Origin of the sequence: Streptomyces sp. NPDC058534 (genome assembly GCF_042717365.1) — a bacterium.
Lineage (GTDB): Bacteria > Actinomycetota > Actinomycetes > Streptomycetales > Streptomycetaceae > Streptomyces.
Genome location: NZ_JBHXNW010000010.1, coordinates 128,649 through 147,267, shown reverse-complemented (window position 1 = coordinate 147,267; position 18,619 = coordinate 128,649). Strand labels below are relative to the sequence as shown.

Annotated in this window: 24 protein-coding genes; 10 read left to right on the top strand and 14 right to left on the bottom strand. The window is 69.4% G+C overall.

Translation table 11 applies throughout. The features are described from left to right. Positions 1-538: plasmid mobilization protein (locus tag ACFWR9_RS08705; RefSeq protein WP_383837605.1), on the top strand; the 538-nt coding region annotated here is incomplete at its 5' end. Further along, complete coding sequence (locus ACFWR9_RS08700; protein WP_383837602.1) at positions 535-2,277, top strand: relaxase/mobilization nuclease domain-containing protein; 1,743 nt, start codon at positions 535-537, stop codon at positions 2,275-2,277. The genes ACFWR9_RS08705 and ACFWR9_RS08700, both read left to right, overlap by 4 nt. A gap of 9 nt (positions 2,278-2,286) precedes the next feature. On the opposite strand, the gene ACFWR9_RS08695 is transcribed toward ACFWR9_RS08700, so the two are convergent. Then, a complete protein-coding gene (locus tag ACFWR9_RS08695) occupies positions 2,287-2,499 on the bottom strand; it encodes a hypothetical protein (RefSeq protein ID WP_383837599.1) in 213 nt (70 codons plus the stop codon). A 191-nt stretch (positions 2,500-2,690) separates the two neighbouring features. Between ACFWR9_RS08695 and ACFWR9_RS08690 the strand changes: the two genes are divergently transcribed. The 4 genes from ACFWR9_RS08690 to ACFWR9_RS08675 all read left to right on the top strand — a co-directional run bounded on the left by ACFWR9_RS08690 (position 2,691) and on the right by ACFWR9_RS08675 (position 5,625). Then, on the top strand, positions 2,691-3,131 hold the full coding sequence (locus tag ACFWR9_RS08690) for a hypothetical protein (protein WP_383837596.1): 441 nt from the start codon (positions 2,691-2,693) through the stop codon (positions 3,129-3,131). A gap of 97 nt (positions 3,132-3,228) precedes the next feature. Further along, positions 3,229-3,915 (top strand): hypothetical protein, encoded by a 687-nt coding sequence (locus ACFWR9_RS08685; RefSeq protein WP_383837593.1) that lies wholly within the window; start codon positions 3,229-3,231, stop codon positions 3,913-3,915. A 106-nt stretch (positions 3,916-4,021) separates the two neighbouring features. After that, positions 4,022-5,263 carry a recombinase family protein gene (locus ACFWR9_RS08680; RefSeq protein WP_383837590.1) on the top strand — a complete coding sequence of 414 codons (1,242 nt, stop codon included), beginning with the start codon at positions 4,022-4,024 and terminating at the stop codon, positions 5,261-5,263. Then, positions 5,260-5,625 carry a hypothetical protein gene (locus ACFWR9_RS08675; RefSeq protein ID WP_383837587.1) on the top strand — a complete coding sequence of 122 codons (366 nt, stop codon included), beginning with the start codon at positions 5,260-5,262 and terminating at the stop codon, positions 5,623-5,625. The genes ACFWR9_RS08680 and ACFWR9_RS08675 overlap by 4 nt, the downstream gene beginning before the upstream one ends. A 137-nt stretch (positions 5,626-5,762) precedes the next feature. On the opposite strand, the gene ACFWR9_RS08670 is transcribed toward ACFWR9_RS08675, so the two are convergent. The 3 genes from ACFWR9_RS08670 to ACFWR9_RS08660 form a co-directional block, all read right to left on the bottom strand. Continuing rightward, the gene (locus tag ACFWR9_RS08670) at positions 5,763-6,449 is read right to left on the bottom strand and encodes a DUF317 domain-containing protein (protein ID WP_383837584.1); all 687 of its coding nucleotides are present in this window, start codon (positions 6,447-6,449) and stop codon (positions 5,763-5,765) included. Positions 6,450-6,527: 78 nt separating this feature from the next. Continuing rightward, complete coding sequence (locus tag ACFWR9_RS08665; RefSeq protein WP_383837644.1) at positions 6,528-6,809, bottom strand: hypothetical protein; 282 nt, start codon at positions 6,807-6,809, stop codon at positions 6,528-6,530. 107 nt (positions 6,810-6,916) lie between these two features. Next, positions 6,917-7,288: a DUF317 domain-containing protein gene (locus ACFWR9_RS08660; protein WP_383837581.1), complete on the bottom strand. Its 372-nt coding sequence runs from the start codon at positions 7,286-7,288 to the stop codon at positions 6,917-6,919. Between the two features lie 142 nt (positions 7,289-7,430). On the opposite strand from ACFWR9_RS08660, the gene ACFWR9_RS08655 reads away from it, so the two are divergent. After that, the gene (locus tag ACFWR9_RS08655) at positions 7,431-7,769 is read left to right on the top strand and encodes a hypothetical protein (RefSeq protein WP_383837578.1); all 339 of its coding nucleotides are present in this window, start codon (positions 7,431-7,433) and stop codon (positions 7,767-7,769) included. On the opposite strand, the gene ACFWR9_RS08650 is transcribed toward ACFWR9_RS08655, so the two are convergent. Next, the gene (locus ACFWR9_RS08650) at positions 7,764-8,495 is read right to left on the bottom strand and encodes a hypothetical protein (protein ID WP_383837575.1); all 732 of its coding nucleotides are present in this window, start codon (positions 8,493-8,495) and stop codon (positions 7,764-7,766) included. The two genes, ACFWR9_RS08655 and ACFWR9_RS08650, sit on opposite strands and share 6 nt — an antisense overlap. Beyond that, positions 8,492-9,034 carry a hypothetical protein gene (locus ACFWR9_RS08645; protein WP_383837572.1) on the bottom strand — a complete coding sequence of 181 codons (543 nt, stop codon included), beginning with the start codon at positions 9,032-9,034 and terminating at the stop codon, positions 8,492-8,494. The genes ACFWR9_RS08650 and ACFWR9_RS08645 overlap by 4 nt, the downstream gene beginning before the upstream one ends. A 355-nt stretch (positions 9,035-9,389) precedes the next feature. Here ACFWR9_RS08645 and ACFWR9_RS08640 point away from each other — a divergent pair, with 355 nt between their 5' ends. The 3 genes from ACFWR9_RS08640 to ACFWR9_RS08630 all read left to right on the top strand — a co-directional run bounded on the left by ACFWR9_RS08640 (position 9,390) and on the right by ACFWR9_RS08630 (position 11,612). Next, complete coding sequence (locus tag ACFWR9_RS08640) at positions 9,390-10,193, top strand: DUF7019 family protein (RefSeq protein ID WP_383837569.1); 804 nt, start codon at positions 9,390-9,392, stop codon at positions 10,191-10,193. A gap of 624 nt (positions 10,194-10,817) precedes the next feature. Beyond that, positions 10,818-11,237: a hypothetical protein gene (locus ACFWR9_RS08635; protein ID WP_383837566.1), complete on the top strand. Its 420-nt coding sequence runs from the start codon at positions 10,818-10,820 to the stop codon at positions 11,235-11,237. Positions 11,238-11,465: 228 nt separating this feature from the next. After that, the gene (locus ACFWR9_RS08630; protein WP_351344211.1) at positions 11,466-11,612 is read left to right on the top strand and encodes a hypothetical protein; all 147 of its coding nucleotides are present in this window, start codon (positions 11,466-11,468) and stop codon (positions 11,610-11,612) included. 111 nt (positions 11,613-11,723) lie between these two features. Here ACFWR9_RS08630 and ACFWR9_RS08625 read toward each other — a convergent pair whose 3' ends face one another. The 8 genes from ACFWR9_RS08625 to ACFWR9_RS08590 all read right to left on the bottom strand — a co-directional run bounded on the left by ACFWR9_RS08625 (position 11,724) and on the right by ACFWR9_RS08590 (position 18,612). Beyond that, the gene (locus ACFWR9_RS08625; protein WP_383837641.1) at positions 11,724-12,863 is read right to left on the bottom strand and encodes an IS30 family transposase; all 1,140 of its coding nucleotides are present in this window, start codon (positions 12,861-12,863) and stop codon (positions 11,724-11,726) included. Between the two features lie 183 nt (positions 12,864-13,046). After that, a complete protein-coding gene (locus tag ACFWR9_RS08620) occupies positions 13,047-14,069 on the bottom strand; it encodes a SpaA isopeptide-forming pilin-related protein (protein WP_383837563.1) in 1,023 nt (340 codons plus the stop codon). A gap of 59 nt (positions 14,070-14,128) precedes the next feature. Continuing rightward, the gene (locus ACFWR9_RS08615; protein ID WP_383837560.1) at positions 14,129-14,620 is read right to left on the bottom strand and encodes a hypothetical protein; all 492 of its coding nucleotides are present in this window, start codon (positions 14,618-14,620) and stop codon (positions 14,129-14,131) included. 27 nt (positions 14,621-14,647) lie between these two features. Further along, positions 14,648-15,124 carry a hypothetical protein gene (locus ACFWR9_RS08610; protein WP_383837557.1) on the bottom strand — a complete coding sequence of 159 codons (477 nt, stop codon included), beginning with the start codon at positions 15,122-15,124 and terminating at the stop codon, positions 14,648-14,650. A gap of 33 nt (positions 15,125-15,157) precedes the next feature. Beyond that, positions 15,158-15,562 carry a DUF317 domain-containing protein gene (locus ACFWR9_RS08605; protein WP_383837554.1) on the bottom strand — a complete coding sequence of 135 codons (405 nt, stop codon included), beginning with the start codon at positions 15,560-15,562 and terminating at the stop codon, positions 15,158-15,160. A gap of 191 nt (positions 15,563-15,753) precedes the next feature. Beyond that, on the bottom strand, positions 15,754-16,947 hold the full coding sequence (locus tag ACFWR9_RS08600) for an ATP-grasp domain-containing protein (protein ID WP_383837638.1): 1,194 nt from the start codon (positions 16,945-16,947) through the stop codon (positions 15,754-15,756). Positions 16,948-17,038: 91 nt separating this feature from the next. Next, the gene (locus ACFWR9_RS08595; RefSeq protein WP_383837551.1) at positions 17,039-17,377 is read right to left on the bottom strand and encodes a hypothetical protein; all 339 of its coding nucleotides are present in this window, start codon (positions 17,375-17,377) and stop codon (positions 17,039-17,041) included. A gap of 41 nt (positions 17,378-17,418) precedes the next feature. Continuing rightward, the gene (locus ACFWR9_RS08590) at positions 17,419-18,612 is read right to left on the bottom strand and encodes an MFS transporter (protein WP_383837635.1); all 1,194 of its coding nucleotides are present in this window, start codon (positions 18,610-18,612) and stop codon (positions 17,419-17,421) included. Positions 18,613-18,619: the final 7 nt, after the last annotated feature.

The window sequence follows — 18,619 nt, the reverse complement described above, 5'->3', positions numbered from 1 at the left end:
GTCGCTCTCGCCGCGGTGCTCTCACCCCCCCACACACCCCCCCTCCGGTGGGGGGGGGCACACACAACCTCTCTGGGGTGCTGGGTGGGGGAGGGCTGCGACCGAGGGCGGATCGCAGCCAGGGCCCACCCGTTCCGGGCGGGCCAAGGGGAAGTCGCGCCCGCGCGACAAGAAGCAGCGTCGCGCCCACAGCGTCCGCCTCAACGAAACCGAGCACGCCCTCATCCAAGGGGGTGCAGACGCCGTCGGCATGAGCACGGCGGGCTTCCTCGCGTACGCCGGCCTGGCCATGTCCCGCGACCAGTCGCGCACTGCCGTGGCCATTGCCACCGAACGCGATGTGCTCACTGAGCTGTTCGCCGCGCGCCGGCAGCTCGGCTGGGCCGGCAGCAATCTCAACCAGGTCGCCAAGGCCCTCAACACCGGCGGCGAGGTTCCTCACCTGGCGACGGTCATCGCCGACATTCAGCGGGCGGCCAAGTCGGTGCAGGTTGCCGCTGACCGGGTCGCCAACCGGCAAGTGGGCGAGGCGGCTTGATCCCCAAGGTGCACAAGCAAGGCAGCGAGACCCTCGGTCTGCTCAACTACCTCTACGGCAAGGGCACTCGCGAGGAGCACATCGACCCTCACCTGGTTGCCTCCTTCGACGGCATGGCCCCCGACCCCGGCCGCAACCCGGGTGCGACGAAGCGGGACCTCCAGCAGCTCCTCGACCAGCCCTTGCAGATCCTCGCCCCCGACCAGCGCCCCGAGAACCACGTGTGGCATCTGTCCGTACGCAACGCCGTCGAGGACCGCATCCTGTCCGACGAGGAGTGGGGAGACATTGCGCGCCGCATGGTGGCCGCGACCGGCATCGACCCGGGCGACGGTGCGGGCTGCCGCTGGGCGGCAGTCCGGCACGCCGATGACCACATCCACATCATCGCGACCCTCGTCCGCGAGGACGGCCGCCGTCCCGACCACCATTTCTCCGGGAAACGCGCCCACGCCGAGGCCCGTCTCCTTGAAGTCGAATACGACTTGCAGCGAGTCAATCCTGGGGACGGCACTGCGGCGAAGAGGCCCACCAGCGCCGAGCGCCACAAGGCCGAACGCCAGGGCCGGAAGCGGACCGCTCGTGAGGAGCTGCGCGAGACGGTGCGCCGCGCTGTCGCCGGCGTACAGAGCGAAGGAGAGTTCTTCGACCGCCTGACCGCTGCCGGCGTCCTGGTCGAAAAGCGCGTCGCGCCCTCCGGCGACCTCCTCGGCTACAAGGTCGCCCTCACCGACGACCTCAACAAGGATGGCGAGCCTGTGTTCTATCCCGGCTCGAAACTCGCCCCTGACCTCTCCCTGCCTCGCATCCGTGAACGGTGGGCCAGCGATGCCGCTGACGGCCACGCCTCCGACACAGATCGTTCGGCTGGTTCGCCACGCGTCACTCCCTCGACCGCACGCCGCCAGGCGACGTCGGCGTCCTGGCAGGCCGTACTCATCATCGACCAGGGCGACGACGCACCGATCTCCGCGCTCATCGCCGCGGGCGGCGAGATGCTCGACGCGCTGGCCAAGACCTCGGCCGCACACACCCGCCGTGAACTGCGAGAAGCCGCCTGGGCGTTCGAGCGGGCCTCCCGTTCCCACATCCGGGCCGAGCGGGGCCACGACCGCGCCCTGCGGCAGGCTGCCCGGAACCTTGCCCACGGCGGGCCCGCGCTCGGCCGCGGGGAGGACGGCGCCACCACCGCCATGCTGATCGACATGGCCATCTTCTTCGTCCTCGCTGCCGCCCACTGGCACGGGAAGAAGGAGCACGCCCAGCAGGCCGCTGCTGCCCGCCAGGCCGCCGAGCATCTGCGCGCCGCCTACCAGGCCGCCGCACCGATGTACCTGGGCCCCATGCACCAGCGTGGTCGGAACATGTCCCAGCCCCTACGGCGCAAGCAGACCGCCTACCTTCGCCGGGCGGTGCCGGAGCTGGCCGAGCAGGTCCTCGCCGAGTCGGGCTGGTACGCCCTGGCCGCCACGCTCGCCGACGTCGAGAGCGCCGGGCACGACCCGGCCGCGCTCCTGGCCGAGGCAGCCGAGCGGCGAGAGCTGGACACCGCCGAGTCGATCAGTGATGTCCTCGTGTGGCGACTGCGGCGGATGGCAGACCTGCCCGCTGACGCCTCCGCGATGCCTCCGAGCCAGGCCAAGCGCACGACACCGGCAACGCACCGCGGCCAGACGCGCACCGCGCCGCCCCACAGGCCGGGTACGGCGACCGACAGCACACGTGAGCACCAACGGTGAGGAAGGTCTTCAGACCAGGACGGCGACCACCGCGATGGCCACCGTGGCGCCCGCGATGCACAGCATGATGGTGCGCGCGGTCGGCACTCGACGACGAGCCGGTGCCGACGTCACCTCGCGCGTACCGCCGCACGCACAGCCAGGGGTATGCGACAGGAACGGCGAGTCCATCCAGTAGGAGCCGCGCAGCTGCGGTGAGACGGGCGAAGGGGAGCTGGGCATACCAGGACAACCCCGCAACGCGTCCGCCGATACGGGACGCAACGCATCTGTAATGAAGGCTCGGCTCTCTCCGCCTCGTCCAGGCGACCGCCCGGAATCCTCGGTCCGAGTTCACGAATTCTAGAGTTGCAGCAGGTCAGCGACTTGCGGCACTCTCCTCGTGCAGGCGAGACGACAGAGATGGAGACGGCATGTTCCGACGCAACCGAGCGGACCGAGAGTTCCGTGATGCCCAGCGTGCCGGCCAGGCGCTGCTGGCCGTGCACACCGAGTGGCCCGAGGCTCCCGTCCCGGCCGCTGCGCCGGCCCCGGCCGCGCCGACCGACGCCACGGTGGTGCCCGACTTCTTGCCGCCGGAGTTCCGGGCACCGTGCCGCCAGGACGTCTCGGGCTTCATGATGCGCTGGGACCTGCCGCTCGTCGTCGACGGCGAAGTCCACGCGTGCCACTGCGGTGCGTACCGGAACTGGATCGTCTTCAACATGCGCGACGACTCGGTGTGGCTGCGCTGCGAGGCCGGCCACGAGGCGCGGGAGACCCGGCTGGACACGGCCTGGTACAACCGCAACTCCGGTCCGGTCGACCACTTCCACCCCACCCTCGAAGACGGCCTGCGTCACCTCGGCCACTGAAATTCGCGAAACCCCCTTCCCCTACCCCTGCGTTCATCGGCACCCGGAGGGCCGATCCGGTCAGACCATCCGTCTCGCATCACCAAGGGGTTTCCGCATGCGCCGTTCCACCACGACCCTCCTCGGCCTCAGTGCTGTCTGCACCGTCCTCGCCCTGACCGGTTGCGCCGGCCCTGCCGAGTCCACCCATTCCTCCGCCCCCGCGCACCGGGACGGCGGCACGCCCTCGGCATCTGTGCCGCTGTCGTCGACTCAGCTGAACCAGCGGCTGCTGAACGAGAGCGACCTGGGCGAGGGCTACACCCGCAAGCCCGAGGCCCCGCGCCACAACGACGACGTGACCGTGATCGGCTGCCCGGCGCTGGAGAAGCTCGGCGGCGACACGGCCACCGGCTCCGGTCTCGACTTCGCCCGCAAGGCGAAGGTGGCCTTCACCTACACCGCCAGCAGCACCTCCGAGGTGAGCGAGGAGCTGTACAGCGACAGCCCGGTGAAACTGTCCAGCGGCATCGGGAAGGTCTTCGACGCGATGCTCTCCTGCCCCTCCTATCAGGTGGCGTCGGGCAGCACGCTGGTCGACATGGGCACCGCTAAGTCGACCGCGCCGGAGCTCGGCGACGAGCAGTGGAGCCAACTGCTCACCTTCACCGCCGGCGGGCAGCGCAGCGTCGTCAAGCAAACGGCAATCCGCACCGGCAACATCCTGGTGATCGTCTCCGGCTCGCCCGGCCTGGTGGACGCACACCTCGGGCTAGCCGTGAACAAGACTCACGCCTCCCGCTGATCATCCTCGGCCTGCGGTTCCAACCGCACCGCACCACCTGGGTGGGCGCCAGGAGTCAGAGAACTCACCTCCCTCCCGACGCCCACCCCAACTCGCCTCATTCGGTATGCCCACCTACCCCTGGGAATTGATGACCTCACACTTCGGACCGCCGATCGACCTCTCCGACTTGCCGAATTCCATACGCGTGGACTTGCGGCCTCGTCGGCCGGTATTCGTCGGCCGCGTCTCCACAAAGGACAACCAAAACCCCGCTTCATCCCTCCCTCGGCAGGTGGCTCTGGCCTCTGAGCGCCTGGAAGAACGTGAGGAATTCGTGGCGCACTTCTGGGACGTCGAGTCGGGCATGCTTCCCCCGGAACTTCGAGGACTCGGTACACAGGAGATGTATGACGCACTTGCTGTCCCGATCCCCCGAGATGGTGGGCTGCAGGACCTGGTGGACCGTGCCGAGCAACTAGGTGTCACGCACGTCCTTGCCGAGCGCTCTGATCGCGTAGCGCGAGCGATGCTCACCAGCCTCACCGTGGAACACGAGCTGGAACGGATCGGGGTGGAGGTCGTCTACGCGAATGAGCCGACCGGCGGCACTGAGTCAGGGAGACTCCGGACTCGCCGGTACAGCCAGGTCGATGCGGAGATCTACCGAGCCACCCTGATGGAGATGTCGATGGGCGGGCAATTCCAGCACGCCGTCCAGGGCTGGAACCATGGTTATCCGCCTTACCCGTACGTAGCCGTGATCGACGAGAATGCTCCGGTACGGGAGCGGGGGCGGTTCGGTGCGGAGCGGCCCAAGCGAAAGCTCGTTCCTCACCCCGACCCGCGCCGGTTCGACGCCGCAAGGGAGTTGTGCCGTCTACGGCGGGAGGAGCATTTGAAGGCCGCCGACATCATCGCGATTCTCGCTTCAGATCCCGAGCAATATCCAATCGACGGCCAGTGGACGCATAACCGGGTGGAGGGCCTGATCGCCAACCCCAAATTGACTGGCTATCAGGTGTACAACCGGAAGGCGACCCGGACCGGCCGGGAGGGGTTCTCCAGGCTGAACCCGATCTCGCAGTGGGTGTGGTCGCCGAAGGCCGTGCACGAGTCGGTCGTCAGCGTGCAGGAGTGGAAGCAGGCGCAGGAGATAACTGCGGCACTGCGCGCCGGGGCACAGGGAGGCGGATCGATGCTGCGTATCCGCGCTGCGGCCCGGCGACTCGGGCTCACGATCGCTGCGGTTGAAAGCAACGAAACGCACACGCTGTACCGGATCGGTGGGCGGCAGGTAGCGCTGCCCAATCCCGTCCCGGACACAGTCGTGCAGCGGATCATCGACGACCTGGAGGGTGCGGCGTGAGCGACACCATCGAGTGCACGGCCACGCGCCGGGGGCGTACCTGGGTGGTGAGCATCCCCGAGTATGGGGTGTACGGGCACGGTCGGACGCTGAAGACGACGCACGAGAACGTCACGCAGGGGCTCGCGCTGGTCGGCGTCACGGCAGCTGCCACGATCACCCCGGTGACACCGGAATTGGAGAGGCTGCGGTCTGCGGAGGCGGCCTACACGGCAGCCCTGAGCGAGGCGATATCCGCCCTGGCTCTGCGGCGGACTTCGCTGAGGGACATCGCCGCGGCCACGCGCGTGCCGGCGAATCGGGTGAAGCGCCACCTCGCCGAGGAGACGAAGGGGACCTTGCTTCCCACAGAGTCCAGCTGAGGCGTCTTCCCGTAGGGCCGAGCAAGCATCGGAGATTCGGCCCCACACCGCGCATAGAGAAGGCCCGGCAGGTCAAATGGCCTGCCGGACCTTGCAGTTGGAGTGACGTCCGCTAGGCGAACAGTTGCACGCCGGCGTCAGCTACGGCGCACGACGGTGAGTCGGCCCTCCGCGGCTTCAGGCAGCGTGCGCCGCGACACCGGACCGGGTGCGGCGAGCGAGGACGCGAAGGCGGCGACCAGCTCGTGCGGGGTGCTCGCGCTGAAGCTCGCACACCACAGGTACGGCGCCCCGAGCACGGGCTCCGACCACGCCTGCCACCCCAGCAGGTCGTCGCGGGGGTCGGCGTCGTGGATGAGCGGCGGCAGCATCTCCAGCGAGACGTTCGTGGAGAAGCCCGGGTCGGTGGCAGCGGTGCGCGGGCGGTCCATGTCCCGCAGCCAGCCTCGGGCGTTGAGCGCGGCGAGCACCGACTCGGCGTTCTCGAGCCCGGCGTCGGGAGTCTCGCTGGCGTCGAGCGCGAGCAGGAAACCGGTGAGCGCCTCGTGCGGCACGCCGGCGGTGAAGTACGCGTTCCACTCGGTCAGCGCCGACGCAGGGTGCGGGCGGGCCGAAATCTGCCAGGCCACCGGGAGGCCGCCCAGCTTGAACGGGTAGGCGGCGAGGATCCACTCGGCGCCCCGCAGTCCGTCGGGGCTCACGTAGAGCAGGGAGTTGCGGGAGGTCGGCCACATACGCCAGCCGAGATCGGTCAGGGTGTCACCGATCCGCTCGGCGAGGACGCCGTCGTCACCAGCGAGGTGACGCGGGGTGACCCAGTACATCGGGTCCGGCGCAGCGGGGTGGGTGGGATCGGTGGGGTGGTGCGGGTGCAGGGGCGCCTCCGTCAGTTCGGGGGTGATTCAGTGGCCGTCGTTCGGCCTGGTCGCGCCGCGCCGGCGGCGCGCAGGAGCATCGACCGGACCCTGCCAGGTCAGCGCGACAGCCACCGCGGGCGGCAGGGGACCGAACTGCTCGGCCTCCGGCGACTCGGCGATGTAGACCATCGGCCGGCCATGCTCGTCCACCGACTCCACTACGCCGCCCGTGCGGTGTGACATGGGGAAGAAGGGGTTGATGGCGAGACGGGCCGTCGTGCCACGGTCGAAGGCGGACAGGGCGTCGATGATGTCGCCGACGGTCATCTCGGGCGAGTGCGGGTCCAAGGCGGTCTCCTAGCGGTAGCGGACGAATCCGCGCGAGCAGGGGCAGGGTACGCGTCGCGTATGTAGAGAGAGGAGGGACGAGCCGGTCACAGGGGCCGGGAGGTGGACAGAATCCGGGCCACCGCATCGGCGACGATCTCTGCCGGCGTGTCCGTGCCGAAGGCGATGCGGTAGCCGGGGACGCTCGCGGTGCCGATCACGGCGATGACCCAGCCTTCGCCCGTTACCCAGTCCTCGTCGGTGCCGCCGGGCCGGCCGTTCGGGAAGTAGCCGAGGTAGAACCGGCCGTCGCGCGAGCTGACGTGCACGTCGGCACGGTCGTCGACGATGTGGGTGAAATCGGCCTGCGAGAACTGGTCGATCACGTCCATCGCCTGGCCGGCGCCGAGCTTCCAGGAGCGGAGCCGTAGGGCCGCGACTGTGGTGGCGAATCCGGGTCGCGCCGCATCCAATGCCACAGCATCACCTCTCTGAACTGGGGTTTTCCGGAAGGTCGTTTAGGTTGACATGCCGTTGCGGTGTCCACCAGTCCTTTGGGCGATCTTCCTTGTCTGCCACCGGCGAACTGCCCTCCTGCGCGCCCGCTACCCTCTGGCAGCTATGGAGATCCCGGAGCCCGCCGGACCGCCGTACATCAATCCGGACGCCGAGGATCCGAAGCGGCCGGTCTGCGGGATCTGCCCGGCCACCCGGTACCCGCGCGAGCAGTTCCTGGTCTACAACAGGCCGTCCTGGGAGACCCCGTTTCATCCGGAGAACGGGCACCGCTACACCCGCAACGGCACCGTGCCGACCTGTGTTCACCCGGACAAGATCGGACTGGAACCCGACAGGATCGCCCCGGCGCCGAAGGAGCCGCCAGACCTGGGCGCGCCCCCGGCCCGCCGCCGTTACTGGAGCTTCCCGTGGAGGGCCTCGCATCGGCCCCGTCCCTCATGACGTCCGGGTCCGCCAGGAGGCGCCGAGTTCCGAGAGCCGCCCCCGAAGCGCCCCGCGCTGCTCCTCCAGATCCTGCGAGGCCGGCGAGAGCAGATAGACGTTGTCCCGGTAGAGGCGGAACCCGAGGCTCTCCCACCCCCGGGCGATCTTGGCGGTCACACGTTCCCACTCGGACCGATCCGTCAGCCGCTGACTGCTGAGGTCGGTGACGCCGGGCGAGCAGGCAACGGCCCGGCAGCCGAGCATGAGCCGATGGATCACCTCGCAGCCGAGTACGGCCGCCAGACCGTGCCCACGCCACGCAGGTTCCAGCGTCACCCGGTCCATGACGAGCAGCCCGGAACCGACGTACTCCAGCAGCTCGCTGACCTCGCTGGTGAACGAGCCCGTCTCGGGATCCAGGAGGACCTGAGCGGTCTCGTACAGCTCCTCCGACTCCTCCTCCATGGCCCAATAGGCGTTCCGGCCGCGATCGAGGTGCACCCGGTAGAACGTCATCCACCCCACGGTGGTGTCCTCAACCCTGCACGAGGAGCACGCCGCGGTGGCGCAGCTCCTCGTGGCCGCTGGCCCTTGGGCTGCGTCGTGCACGCGCCGACGGTGGAGGACTGCCACGTTCCATCGCTCCAGCGTGTCCGCCTGCGGGGTGTCCCAGAGGTCGTCGTCGAAGGAGATGCGCAGATGCAGGTCGGAGGGATCACCTGGAAGCGGGCGCGGCGTACTCACCCGGTCAACCTAGACGTGAGGTCCTGCACGATGGCCTCCAGGACCGCATCCGAACCCCCGACCGAGGCGGGCATGACGACACCGACCACCGTTCGGTGCATGGCGCCGCCCGTCAGCAGCGACGGCTCAAGCTTCTTAGTCACGATCCGCAGGAACCTGTGTCCGGGAGCCCCCTCGATCCGGTAGCCGGGTTGGAGGCGGGAGAGCCACTCATGGTCCACGGCCACTGCGGCGCCGCGCAGCGCGCCGATCCGCAGGCCGCGGGTCACCCAGCTCGACCAGGCAGCTTCGCTCCAGTCCGAGCCGTCGGCCGACCCGGGGATGACCTCGGAGAGATCGGGGTGCTGTTCAGCCACCCAGCGTGAGGGCTGCGCCTTGCGGAGGACCCACTGTCCGTCCCGGGCGACCTCGCCAGGGTTAAGCCCCGGGGTGAGGCGCATGTCCAGAGCGACGTGGCCGTCTGTGATCCGGTCGCCGTGGACCCAGACCTCGTCCTTGTTGACGACCCAGTCGCAGAGCCGCTCCATTGACGCTGTCACTCGTTGTGCTCCCTGGAGAGATTGATGCCCGTCCACGGTAAGCCGGGGTCCGACCGCTCCCAACCGGCCAGGCCCGTGTCCTGTGATGTCGAACCTTGAGCGCGTGCCACCGAAGTTTGATCGGTGAAATCCCTGGTCACGAGTGTGCCGATGCTGTACCGCATCGGGTCTCACCAGTAGTGCTGTGGATGGAGCGTTAGAGATTGATCATGCCGCCGAGTCAGACGCAGTGTGTAACACATCCCCGTTGATGACGGCGGAGATGTCGAGAACAGCGGTTGCGCGCCAGGACACGAGAGCAGACTGGTCGCGTCCAGGGCACTCCGGGGCAGTCGGACGCAGGGTCGGAGGCGCGGTGAAGTTCCTGTACTGGTCCAACCGGCGGGTCCAGATGGTGGCCGGCGACAACGGCGTCGGAGTCGGACCAGCGGCACGCTGGACGATGGGCGTCAACCTCGGAATCCTCAACGGTCAACTCCAAGCCTCCGAGTCACTCAACTCCGGCCGTGCCCGGCTCGCCGACAGGGTCACGCGCGCGCTCGCTGATGAGACCGAGGTGTCGTTCGCGCGCCCGCCCGCCGCTACGTGGACACGCGGGCTCGGCCCGGTGCACTTCTCCACCTTCGTCGGAATGGGCACGGGCCCGAACGCGGTCGTCCTGCACACCCGCGCAAAAGACCCCGACGGCCGCCAGGTCGACATCTGCCTGTTCGGTAGCAAGGAACACCTGCGCCCGTTTCAGGTGACCGAGGTGTACGACGACAGCCACTCTTCCTCCGAGGCCAGCGCCGTCATGGATCTCATCCGCCGCCGCGGCACCCCAGGTGACCCCACCACCGGCGACGACGATCTGCAATACCTCGCCCGGGAAGCCCTGAAGATTGCCGCGCACTACGAGGACTGCCCCACGAACCGGGATGAGCCCTACCTGGCACGGTTGCGCATGAACGAAGCCGCGTCCTGCGAGTGGTTCGCAGAGGTGTATCTCGACCTGATCCTCAGCCGGGATCGGTGGAGGCCCGACGAGCGCTCCGCTGCCTGGCACCGCATCGTGATCGGCGCGCCCCTGTGGGTGCGCACCACCACGTCGAAAGACGTCCGACGCCACGAACGACTTCTGGGAAGGCGGCGGACCCTTCTCGGTCGCGTGAGTGGGTAGCGTGGCTCTGAGATCTCGCCTCCGAGGGCCCGAGGCCGGCGCCGGACCCGGTTGCGCTGCTGGCATCTGACGAACGCAATCAATCTTCGATGACACAAGATCGCGTCGGTCAGTGTTCGATGGCACACGCTCATAGCCCGCGCCACACTCGCCGCCCGAGGACTTGGTCCCAAAATCGAACAGGGTTTCTAATAGTTGCATGACTCGGCACCCCTTCCCACGAGACCTCGTCGCAACGCAGACCGCCTGGTACTTCACGTACGGGCGGCTGGCGAATGGAGACAACCGCGGGGCGGCCGAGCAGCGTCGCCTCCTGCTGCAGCTTTCACAGCGGATCGCTGGTCACGCCTTCTGGCAAAACCCGGCAGGCACACCCGCAGCCCGCGTCGCGCTCAAGGAGCTTGCCCGCGCCGAGGCCGCAGGAGAGCAGCCTTGAGCCGTCACGCAACCGGGGCGTTTTCGGTGACAGTCCAGGCCGACAGGTGACCAACGGACGTCGGTTTGCGACAACGAAGAATGACCACCGCGGGACGGTGGCAGATCTCTCGCATGAAGAGAACTGTCGCTACGGCCGACCGAACCGTCCTACTCCCCAGCAGTTTCGCGTGGAACAGCGACGCCCGGATGGTCAGCGACGCCCTGAGCCTGGTTCCCGCCCTGCCCTGGCAGATCGGCGCCGATCACGTCCGCGACTGCGTCACCACTGACCACCGCCCCGAGAACGTACGGGTGCTGATCCTTCCCGCGTACGCCCTGGAAGCGGTGTGGACCTGCCACACCGCACTCATCAACGCCGCCGTCGGGGACGACGACCGGGCACGCCTGGTCCGCGCACTGCCGGACTACCTCGACGCCGTCCATGGCACTGATCTGCAGGGTCTCATCGAAGCCCTGGAGAGAGTCCTCGCGGTGTTCAGTCTCGACCTGCCCGCCGCCCGCCAGTTCGTATCCCATCTCGCGCTCGGCCTAGGAACCAGCCCGGAAAAGCGGGCGGCGCTCGATGAAGTCCTGGCGGCATGGAAGAGGGCCGGAGTTGCCTGCTGATGCACCCCGGCTCTGCGAAAGGGCGACGCTTGACCGGCTGACGCCCCTCAAGTAAGTCCGATAACAGTCCAGTTACGATGCGCCGCATCAAGTCGTGGTGCGAGGTAGACCCCAACACGCCTGACCAGCACGTCTGTTGGATTGACCCTTTTAAGTTAACTCACACCACCTTGGGTGGGTACATTAGTGAAAGCGCAGGTCAGGGCTACTTGGGATACCGTCCTGCGCATGACGATGGATGTGCAGATCACGGCCCTTTCCAGTCCCTTTCTGGCGTTGCTGACGGTGCTGTTCACCGTGGCGCTGGCCCATCCCGAACCGCAGGTGCGGGCGCGCGCCGAACGGCTCCTGGCGGTCATCTTCCGGGTCCGGTAGCAGCGCGGCGGAGGGGGCGCTGGCCAGGCGCCGACTGCCCGTCCGCCCACGCGAAGGCCCCTAGAAACCGCGGCGGTTTCTAGGGGTCGTCGCAACACGTGGTCGTGTTGATCAGGCCGCGAGCAGTTTATGCAGGCGCTCGGCTGGGGTTTCCCAGTCGAGCGTTTTGCGTGGGCGGCCGTTCAGTTCGGTGGCGACGGTGGCAAGGTGCTCGCGGCTGTGGACGGACAGGTCGGTCCCCTTCGGGAAGTACTGCCGCAGCAGGCCGTTCGTGTTCTCGTTCGAGCCGCGCTGCCAGGGGCTGGCCGGGTCGCAGAAATAGACCGGGATGTCGGTGGCGACGGTGAACTCGCGATGGCGGCCCATCTCGCTGCCCTGGTCCCAGGTCAGGGACCGCTTCAGGTGGGCGGGCAACGTCTGCACGGTCTCCACCAGGGCGTCGCGGACGAGCTCGGTGCTCCGGCCGTTCGGCAGGTGCAGGAGCAGCACGTAGCGGGTCGAGCGCTCCACGAGGGTGCCGATGGCGGAGGCGCCGTCCTTGCCGATGATCAGGTCGCCTTCCCAGTGGCCGGGCACCGCCCGGTCCTCCGCTTCGGCGGGCCGCTCGCTGATCATCACCATGGGGTCGCGGAAGCGGGTCCGGCGCTGCTGGGCCTGGTGGCGAGGCTTGCGCCGGGCGCGTCCGGTCCGCAGTGCCTGGGCCAGTTCGCGGCGCAGTTCACCGCGGCCCTGGACATAGAGGGCCTGGTAGACCGTCTCGTGGACCACGTGCATCTCCGGGCGCCTTGGGAACTGTGTCCGCAGAGCCTGGCAGATCTGCTCCGGGCTCCACCGTAGGTCCAGGCGATCCTGGATGAACGTTCGCAGCCGGGGGTTCCGGCTGATCTTTCCTGGCTTCGGCCGGGGCCGGCGGGCGTCCGCACGGGCCTGAGCGGCGAAGGGGCGGTAGGCCCAGCGGGATGCGTCGCCGCGCAGCGGCATGCCGTTGCGGCGGATCTCCCGGCTGATCGTGGAGGGGCTGCGGCCCAGCTCAGCGGCTATCTGCCGGACCGATGCCTTCTCACGCAGCCGGTCGGCGATGTGGATGCGGTCCGCCTCACGCAGATACCGGGACGGACCAGACGACGGCACCACCGTGCGACGAGCCGGTGGTGCCGCCTTGTGTTTGCCGGACGCGTTACGGCCGTTACGCCATCGCTTGCCGGTCCGGATGTTGATCCCGACGCGTCTGCACGCTTCGGTGCTGCTCAGGCCCTGGTCCATGAGCCGGAAGTATTCCTCCCGCTCACGGACCAGCTTCCTCGGTCCTTGACCCACCGTCCGCACCTTGCGGATCTCGAACTCCATCGCACCCCTTGAACTGGGGTGTTGCGACGACTCCTAGAACCCAAGCGCCGGCGATTCCGGGGGCCTTCGGCAGTGCTGTGGCAGGGGTTAGCTTTCGTCGGTGGCGTCGTCCGTGCGACGGCGGCGGGCTACTACGAGGGCGCCTCCGCCGGCGGCGATCAGGAGGCCGGCGCCGCCGATCAGCCACGGGGTGGCGTCGGCGCCGGTGTGCGCGAGCGAACCCTCGGGGGCGGGCGCTGCGGTGCTCGACGCGGTCTCGTCGGAGGCCGGGGTGGCCGAGTCGGATGGGGCTGGGGTGTCCTCGCCCTTGCCGGGCTTGCCCGGCAAGGGCTTGTCGCTCGGCTTCTCTGTGGGCTTGTCGGTTGGCTTCTCCGTCGGCTTCTCTGTCGGCGGCGGGGTGGTCGCTGTCTTGGCGTTGGTCGTGGTGACCGTCACCGGGTCGCCCGGCTTGGCCTTGAAGTCCTTCGAGGGCTTGTAGAGGTCGTAGCCGGCGGGCGCCTTGATCTGCTTGACCCAGAAGTCGGTGCCGGTACGGGAGTTGATGGGCAGCTTGCCGGTGGCCGTTCCGTCGGAGCCTGTGGTCAGCGTGAGGAGGGTCTTGTCGCCGCTGCCGATGTTGACGGTGGATCCGGCCAGGAGTTTGCCGGTCTTGTCGTCCTGGGCCTTCAGCAGGACCGAGGCGTCCTTGAACGGGTCGACGATCGTGAGCGGTGTGTCGGTGCCGGGGGTGACGATGACGTCCTGGTCGTCGACCGTGTCGTGCAGGTTGCTGCCACTGGAAACCTCCTTGAGGCGGTAGACGCCCGGTGCGAGGTCCTGGAAGGCGAGCTTGCCTTGGGCGTCGGTCTTGCCGCTGGCGGCTTCCTTGCCCGCGGAGTCGAAGAGGGCGAAGGACGCGCCGGCGAGCACGTCGCCGCCGGGGTCCTTCTTCAGGATGGCCACGCCGCCGGATTCCCGCTCGGCCGCGCTGCGCGGAGTCGAGGACGCGGATGCGGAAGGGGTGGGATCGGTGCTCTGGGCCGAGGCAGTCGGCGCCCAGGACAGGGAACCGGTCACCGTGGCGGCGACGGCCACAGCAACCGGGACGGTGCGAGCGGAACGGATGCGCAAGAAGGAACTCTCCAAGGGATACAGGCGGGAATAGGCAAGGCGGGCAAGCGGATCACGGGTCAGCGGGAACGGCCCGGCGCCGGGCGCGGGGGCGGAGCGGGCGGTCCGCTGGCCGAACGGGGGGATGCGGTAATCGCGTAGCGGCGGGCGGCAGCGCGGACGAGTTGCTGTTGGTGCTCGACATCCAGTTGCGCGATGCAGGCCAGGCCCTGGGCGGTGGCCAGACCGAAGGGCGATCCGGCGTCCAGGCCGGCGGCCTGGACGATCTGGGCCGCGGCCTCGGCTTCGACGAGGACGCCGTAGGTGCGGGGAACGCCGAGCATGTCCTCGGCGTGGTCCCGGGCACCGTCGAGGATCTCGGTGAGCGGGACGTCATCGTTCAGGCAGTCCTCGACGATGTCGAGGAGGGTCAGCGTCGCACTGTGCAGCCGGTCACGGAAGTCCGGGTCGGTGAGCCAGAAGCCGTTCGGGCCGGACGGCGGAGGCGGGCTGAGTGCGGCGGTCGTCAGTGGTGGCCGGCGGTGCGAGGGGAACCAGCGTGGCGAGGGCATCGAGGACTCCGGAGTGGGGTGGCCGGTTCAGCGAGTACGGGGCGCCGGTCCGGGCGTGGGCGTGGGCTGCGCGACGGGTTGAGCCGAGGGTCGGGGCGTGGCGGGTGGCGGAAACCAGAACTGGGCGTACTGCTCGATCGCCGTGCGCAGGCCCGTGCCGTCCGCACCGTGCCACGGCGGCTGGCTGCTGTGGGCGTGCCAGTCACGGATGAGGGCGTAGCCGTCGCGGCCGGGCGCCAGGCCGCGGGCAGTATCTCGGCGCTCGAAGGTGCTGTGGTCGGCGAAGCGGAGGATCGTGGTGTCGAGGACGCCCTGCTCGGGGTGGATTACGCGCAGGCGCAGTCCGTCGTACTCGCCGTGGCGGATGGTCGGGGCGAGGTCGATCCGCAGCCGCAGCGGCGAGTTCGGCTGCGGGGCTGCATACAGGGCGTCGCCGACGATGGCGTACTGGTAGAAGGACAGTTCAAGGACGTCATCGAAGAACTGCTCTGCATGCAGGGCCACATGGCCTCTCTCGGACGAAGGGCATCTGGGCGTTCAGCGGCGGGGGCCGGAGCGCCGGGCGGGCAGGGCTGCCGACGGGGTGGTCGTGGTGCTCCAGCGCGGGACGCTGCGCGTGGTCAGCGCGGGCGCCCTGCGCGGGGCGGCGCGCCGGACGTCGAGTGGCGTGGGAACCGGGGGCGGCGGCTGGGTGGCGGGGACGAGCTGGGCGTTCTCGCGTAGGCCGCGCAGCATCTGGTCCTTCCAGCGGGGCAGGGGCGCGGGGTCGGACACGCTCGCGGTGATGGCGGTCACCAGTGGGGTCGGGGTGTTCGTGGAGGCGGTGGCGTACCACCGGGCATATCCGCTCTTGGGGCCGCACCGCAGATACCAGCGGGCCTGGAGCGTGGTGAGTTCCTTCTCGGCGTCGAGTCGGCCCTGGGCGTACTCGATGCCTGCCATGCCGTCGGGGGTCTGCAGTTCCAGGACGCCCCACCGGGGGTGCTGGATCTTCCAGCCGCGGTTGATGAGCGGGACGACTGCGTGCCGGCGAGGTAGCGGGGGAAGACGTAGACGTCGCCGTCTATGTCGGCGTCGGGATCGGTCAATGGAACATCCGGATAGAGGTCGGGCGCGTGAGCGCGGCAGGTGGTCTAGGCGGGGGTGACCTGGACGGACAGGTGGCGGTACGCCTGGGTGGAACGGTTCTTGGCGACTTCTGCGCTGGGTCCGGTAGTGATCAGGTAGCCGATGCGGGCGCTGAACATGTCGCTGTTGGGCGGCAGCACGAGCTTGTCGCCGGCGTCGCGGTGGAAGTGGACGCGCTCGAGCCAGTCGGTGCTGTCGGTGAACTCGGCGTCCAGGCAGCGCTCGGTGAGGGTGCCGGAGTAGGCGGGGTAGATCAGCCGGATTGCCGCTGCTTGACTGCGTGTTGGGGTGAGGTCGGGCGGCGTTCCGCAGGCGATGTCGGCGGCGGCGTGGGCCAGGTCGACGCCGGTGGCCAGGTGGACGAGGTGGCCGATCATGTCGCCGGCGATGCGCGCGTTGACCTCGATCAGTCGTGGGCGGCCGTCGACGATGCGGATCTCGACGTGGCTGACGCCGTCGGTGACGCCGACGGCGTCGAGGGCCGCGACGGCGACCGGGGCCACGTCGGCGAGCAGCGGGTCGTTCGCGTCGACCACGTGCGCCAGCTCCTCGAAGAACGGGGCCAGGCCGACGGTCTTGCGGGTGACGGCGACCACGGTGGTCTGCCCCTGGTGGGTGACGCACTCGACGCTCACCTCCGCCCCGTCGAGGTACTCCTCGACCAGGACCTGGGTGCTCTCCACGCCGTGGCCGGCGGTCTGCGCGGCGAAGGCGTACGCGGCCGGCAGCTCGTTGGCGGTGTCGACGCGGATGACGCCCATGCTCGCGGCGTGGGCTGCGGGCTTGAGAACCACGGGATAGCCGATCAGGGCGGCGGCATCGGCCGCCTCCCGCTCGGCGCGCACACCGACGGAGATGGCGGAGGGCACCCCGTGGCGGGCGAACAGGGTCCGGGAGGTGTGCTTGTTGCGGCAGCCCTGGAGCGCTTCCGGGGCTGTGGTGGGCAGGCCGAGCTGACGGGCTAGACGGGCGACGGGGACGAGGTACCACTCGGTCCACGTCAGCACGCCGGCCAGCTCGTAGCGTTCGGCGAGCGCGCGTCCGGCCGCGGCCAAGGCCGCCTGGTCAGTGGGGTCGGCGATGGCGTAGTCGAGGAGGAACTCCTTCTCCCAGGTCGGCTCGGCGCCGGAGATCAGGACGACGTCGTAAACGGCGGCGACGTTCGCAAGGCAGGTCCCGCGGTACGCGTGCGCCTCCATGTCGGCGGCTGCGACAACCAGGACGACAGGGCGAGAGGACAACAAGGCTCCAAACAGTGGCAGGCAATGGTGGTTGAGGCAGGTATCCGAGTCAGGGGGTGCGGCGGCGGCGCAGCTCGAAGGCTGACGCCCAGTGCGGGTGGTCCTCGATCAACTTGCGGGCGTACAAGGACGTGAAGTTGTTGTTCAGGCCGCGCACGCCCGCGGGCAGCTGCCAGCGCAGGTCCTCGAACAGCGCCTTGAGCCCGACCCGTGTGGCGCCCGTGGCGAGCCGCTCGGCGGTCAGGCGCTCCAGCGCGCGGTAGACGTACGGGTGCTCGGCGTCGAAGGCCAGGAACCGGTCGGTCAGGGTGGGCCGCGATCCTGCGCAAAACGACGGTCGGGATACCGGCAGGACCGACTGCTCGGCCGGGGCGTGGGACGTGGGCATGGCGGGTCTCCGTGAGGTGGGCAGGAAGGCGACCTACGCGGTCAGGCAAAGGAAGTGCGCAGGGCTGGCGTGGCGCGCAGCCGGGCGAAGGCGGTGAACAGGCCCGCGGCCTGGAGCACGGCGCACAGGGTGACGACGCGGCCGAGCTGGGCGGGCGGCACGAGGGCGACGAGGACGCCGGCCAGCGGGAAGGGCAGCAGAAGCAGCAAGATCGTCAGGGAGAGGGTGGCGCCGAACACGTCCGCGGGGATGAGGCGGGAGCGCAAGGTGCGCAGCACGACGGTCATGCCGCCCTCGCCGGCCATGAGGACGGCGATCAGGGCGAGATAGGCGTGGTACGTGTCGGCGAAGGAGACGGCCAGGCACGCGGTGGCGGCGATCGTGGCGGAGGCGACGCCGACCGGCCACAGGCCGAAGCGGTCGATCGCCCGGCGGCACAGGAGTACCGCGCCGAGCGAGGCGGCGGCGGCAACCGACCAGATGAACCCGACGTCGGCCGTGGTGTGGCCGAGCTGCTTGACAATGATCACCGGGGCGGCGGCCTGCAGCAGGCCCACGGCCAGGTTGGACACGGTCAGTCCGGCCACCAGCCAGCCGAGCGCCGGCAGCGCGCGCAGAGTCGACCATCCGGTGCGCAGTCCCTTGCCGACGGGCTGCGCCGCGGCGGGCGCGGAGCCGATGTACTGGCGCGGGGCAAGGACGCTGGTGAGCAGCGAGAAGACGGCGAGCACCATCAGCATGCCGGTGGCGCCGGTCCACTGGAGCAGGAGGCCGGCCAGGGCAGGGCCGGAGAGGGTGGCGACCTGGTCGATGCCGAGCAGCACCGACTGCACCCGGTGCGCGCGGGCGCCAGCCTCACGGCTGGCCACCCCTCCCGCGGTCTCGACCGCGATGTACGAGCACTCGGTGAGGATCCCGGTGGACGCGGCGAGCACCATGACGGTGACCGTCGCCCCGAGCCCCGCTTCCTGCTGCGGCAGGAGGTACGCGGCGGCCAGGACGACCAGGGCGCGGGCAACCGAGGCATAGCGGAGCACTGCGGTGGTGCCATGGCGGTCGACCAGGGCCCCGGCGAAAGCGAACGCGCCCAGTCGCGGGATCCACTCCAGCGCGAAGGCGAGACCGGTCAGGGCTGCGGAGTCGGTGGTGGCCAGGACCAGCAGCGGGATGCCGTAGGTGGCCATGGCGAGCGCGGCGGCGTCCGTGCTGCGCGGCAGGTAAATGCCGCGCAGCACTGTGGGG

What these genes read in the sequence shown, in the direction of transcription:
- ACFWR9_RS08695 (WP_383837599.1), bottom strand. Translation starts at nt 2,499, where the DNA reads ATGCCCAGCTCCCCTTCGCCCGTCTCACCGCAGCTGCGCGGCTCCTAC.
- ACFWR9_RS08690 (WP_383837596.1), top strand. Translation starts at nt 2,691, where the DNA reads ATGTTCCGACGCAACCGAGCGGACCGAGAGTTCCGTGATGCCCAGCGT.
- ACFWR9_RS08685 (WP_383837593.1), top strand. Translation starts at nt 3,229, where the DNA reads ATGCGCCGTTCCACCACGACCCTCCTCGGCCTCAGTGCTGTCTGCACC.
- ACFWR9_RS08680 (WP_383837590.1), top strand. Translation starts at nt 4,022, where the DNA reads ATGCCCACCTACCCCTGGGAATTGATGACCTCACACTTCGGACCGCCG.
- ACFWR9_RS08670 (WP_383837584.1), bottom strand. Translation starts at nt 6,449, where the DNA reads ATGTACTGGGTCACCCCGCGTCACCTCGCTGGTGACGACGGCGTCCTC.
- ACFWR9_RS08665 (WP_383837644.1), bottom strand. Translation starts at nt 6,809, where the DNA reads ATGACCGTCGGCGACATCATCGACGCCCTGTCCGCCTTCGACCGTGGC.
- ACFWR9_RS08655 (WP_383837578.1), top strand. Translation starts at nt 7,431, where the DNA reads ATGGAGATCCCGGAGCCCGCCGGACCGCCGTACATCAATCCGGACGCC.
- ACFWR9_RS08635 (WP_383837566.1), top strand. Translation starts at nt 10,818, where the DNA reads ATGGTCAGCGACGCCCTGAGCCTGGTTCCCGCCCTGCCCTGGCAGATC.
- ACFWR9_RS08630 (WP_351344211.1), top strand. Translation starts at nt 11,466, where the DNA reads ATGACGATGGATGTGCAGATCACGGCCCTTTCCAGTCCCTTTCTGGCG.
- ACFWR9_RS08615 (WP_383837560.1), bottom strand. Translation starts at nt 14,620, where the DNA reads ATGCCCTCGCCACGCTGGTTCCCCTCGCACCGCCGGCCACCACTGACG.
- ACFWR9_RS08605 (WP_383837554.1), bottom strand. Translation starts at nt 15,562, where the DNA reads ATGGCAGGCATCGAGTACGCCCAGGGCCGACTCGACGCCGAGAAGGAA.
- ACFWR9_RS08600 (WP_383837638.1), bottom strand. Translation starts at nt 16,947, where the DNA reads ATGGAGGCGCACGCGTACCGCGGGACCTGCCTTGCGAACGTCGCCGCC.
- ACFWR9_RS08595 (WP_383837551.1), bottom strand. Translation starts at nt 17,377, where the DNA reads ATGCCCACGTCCCACGCCCCGGCCGAGCAGTCGGTCCTGCCGGTATCC.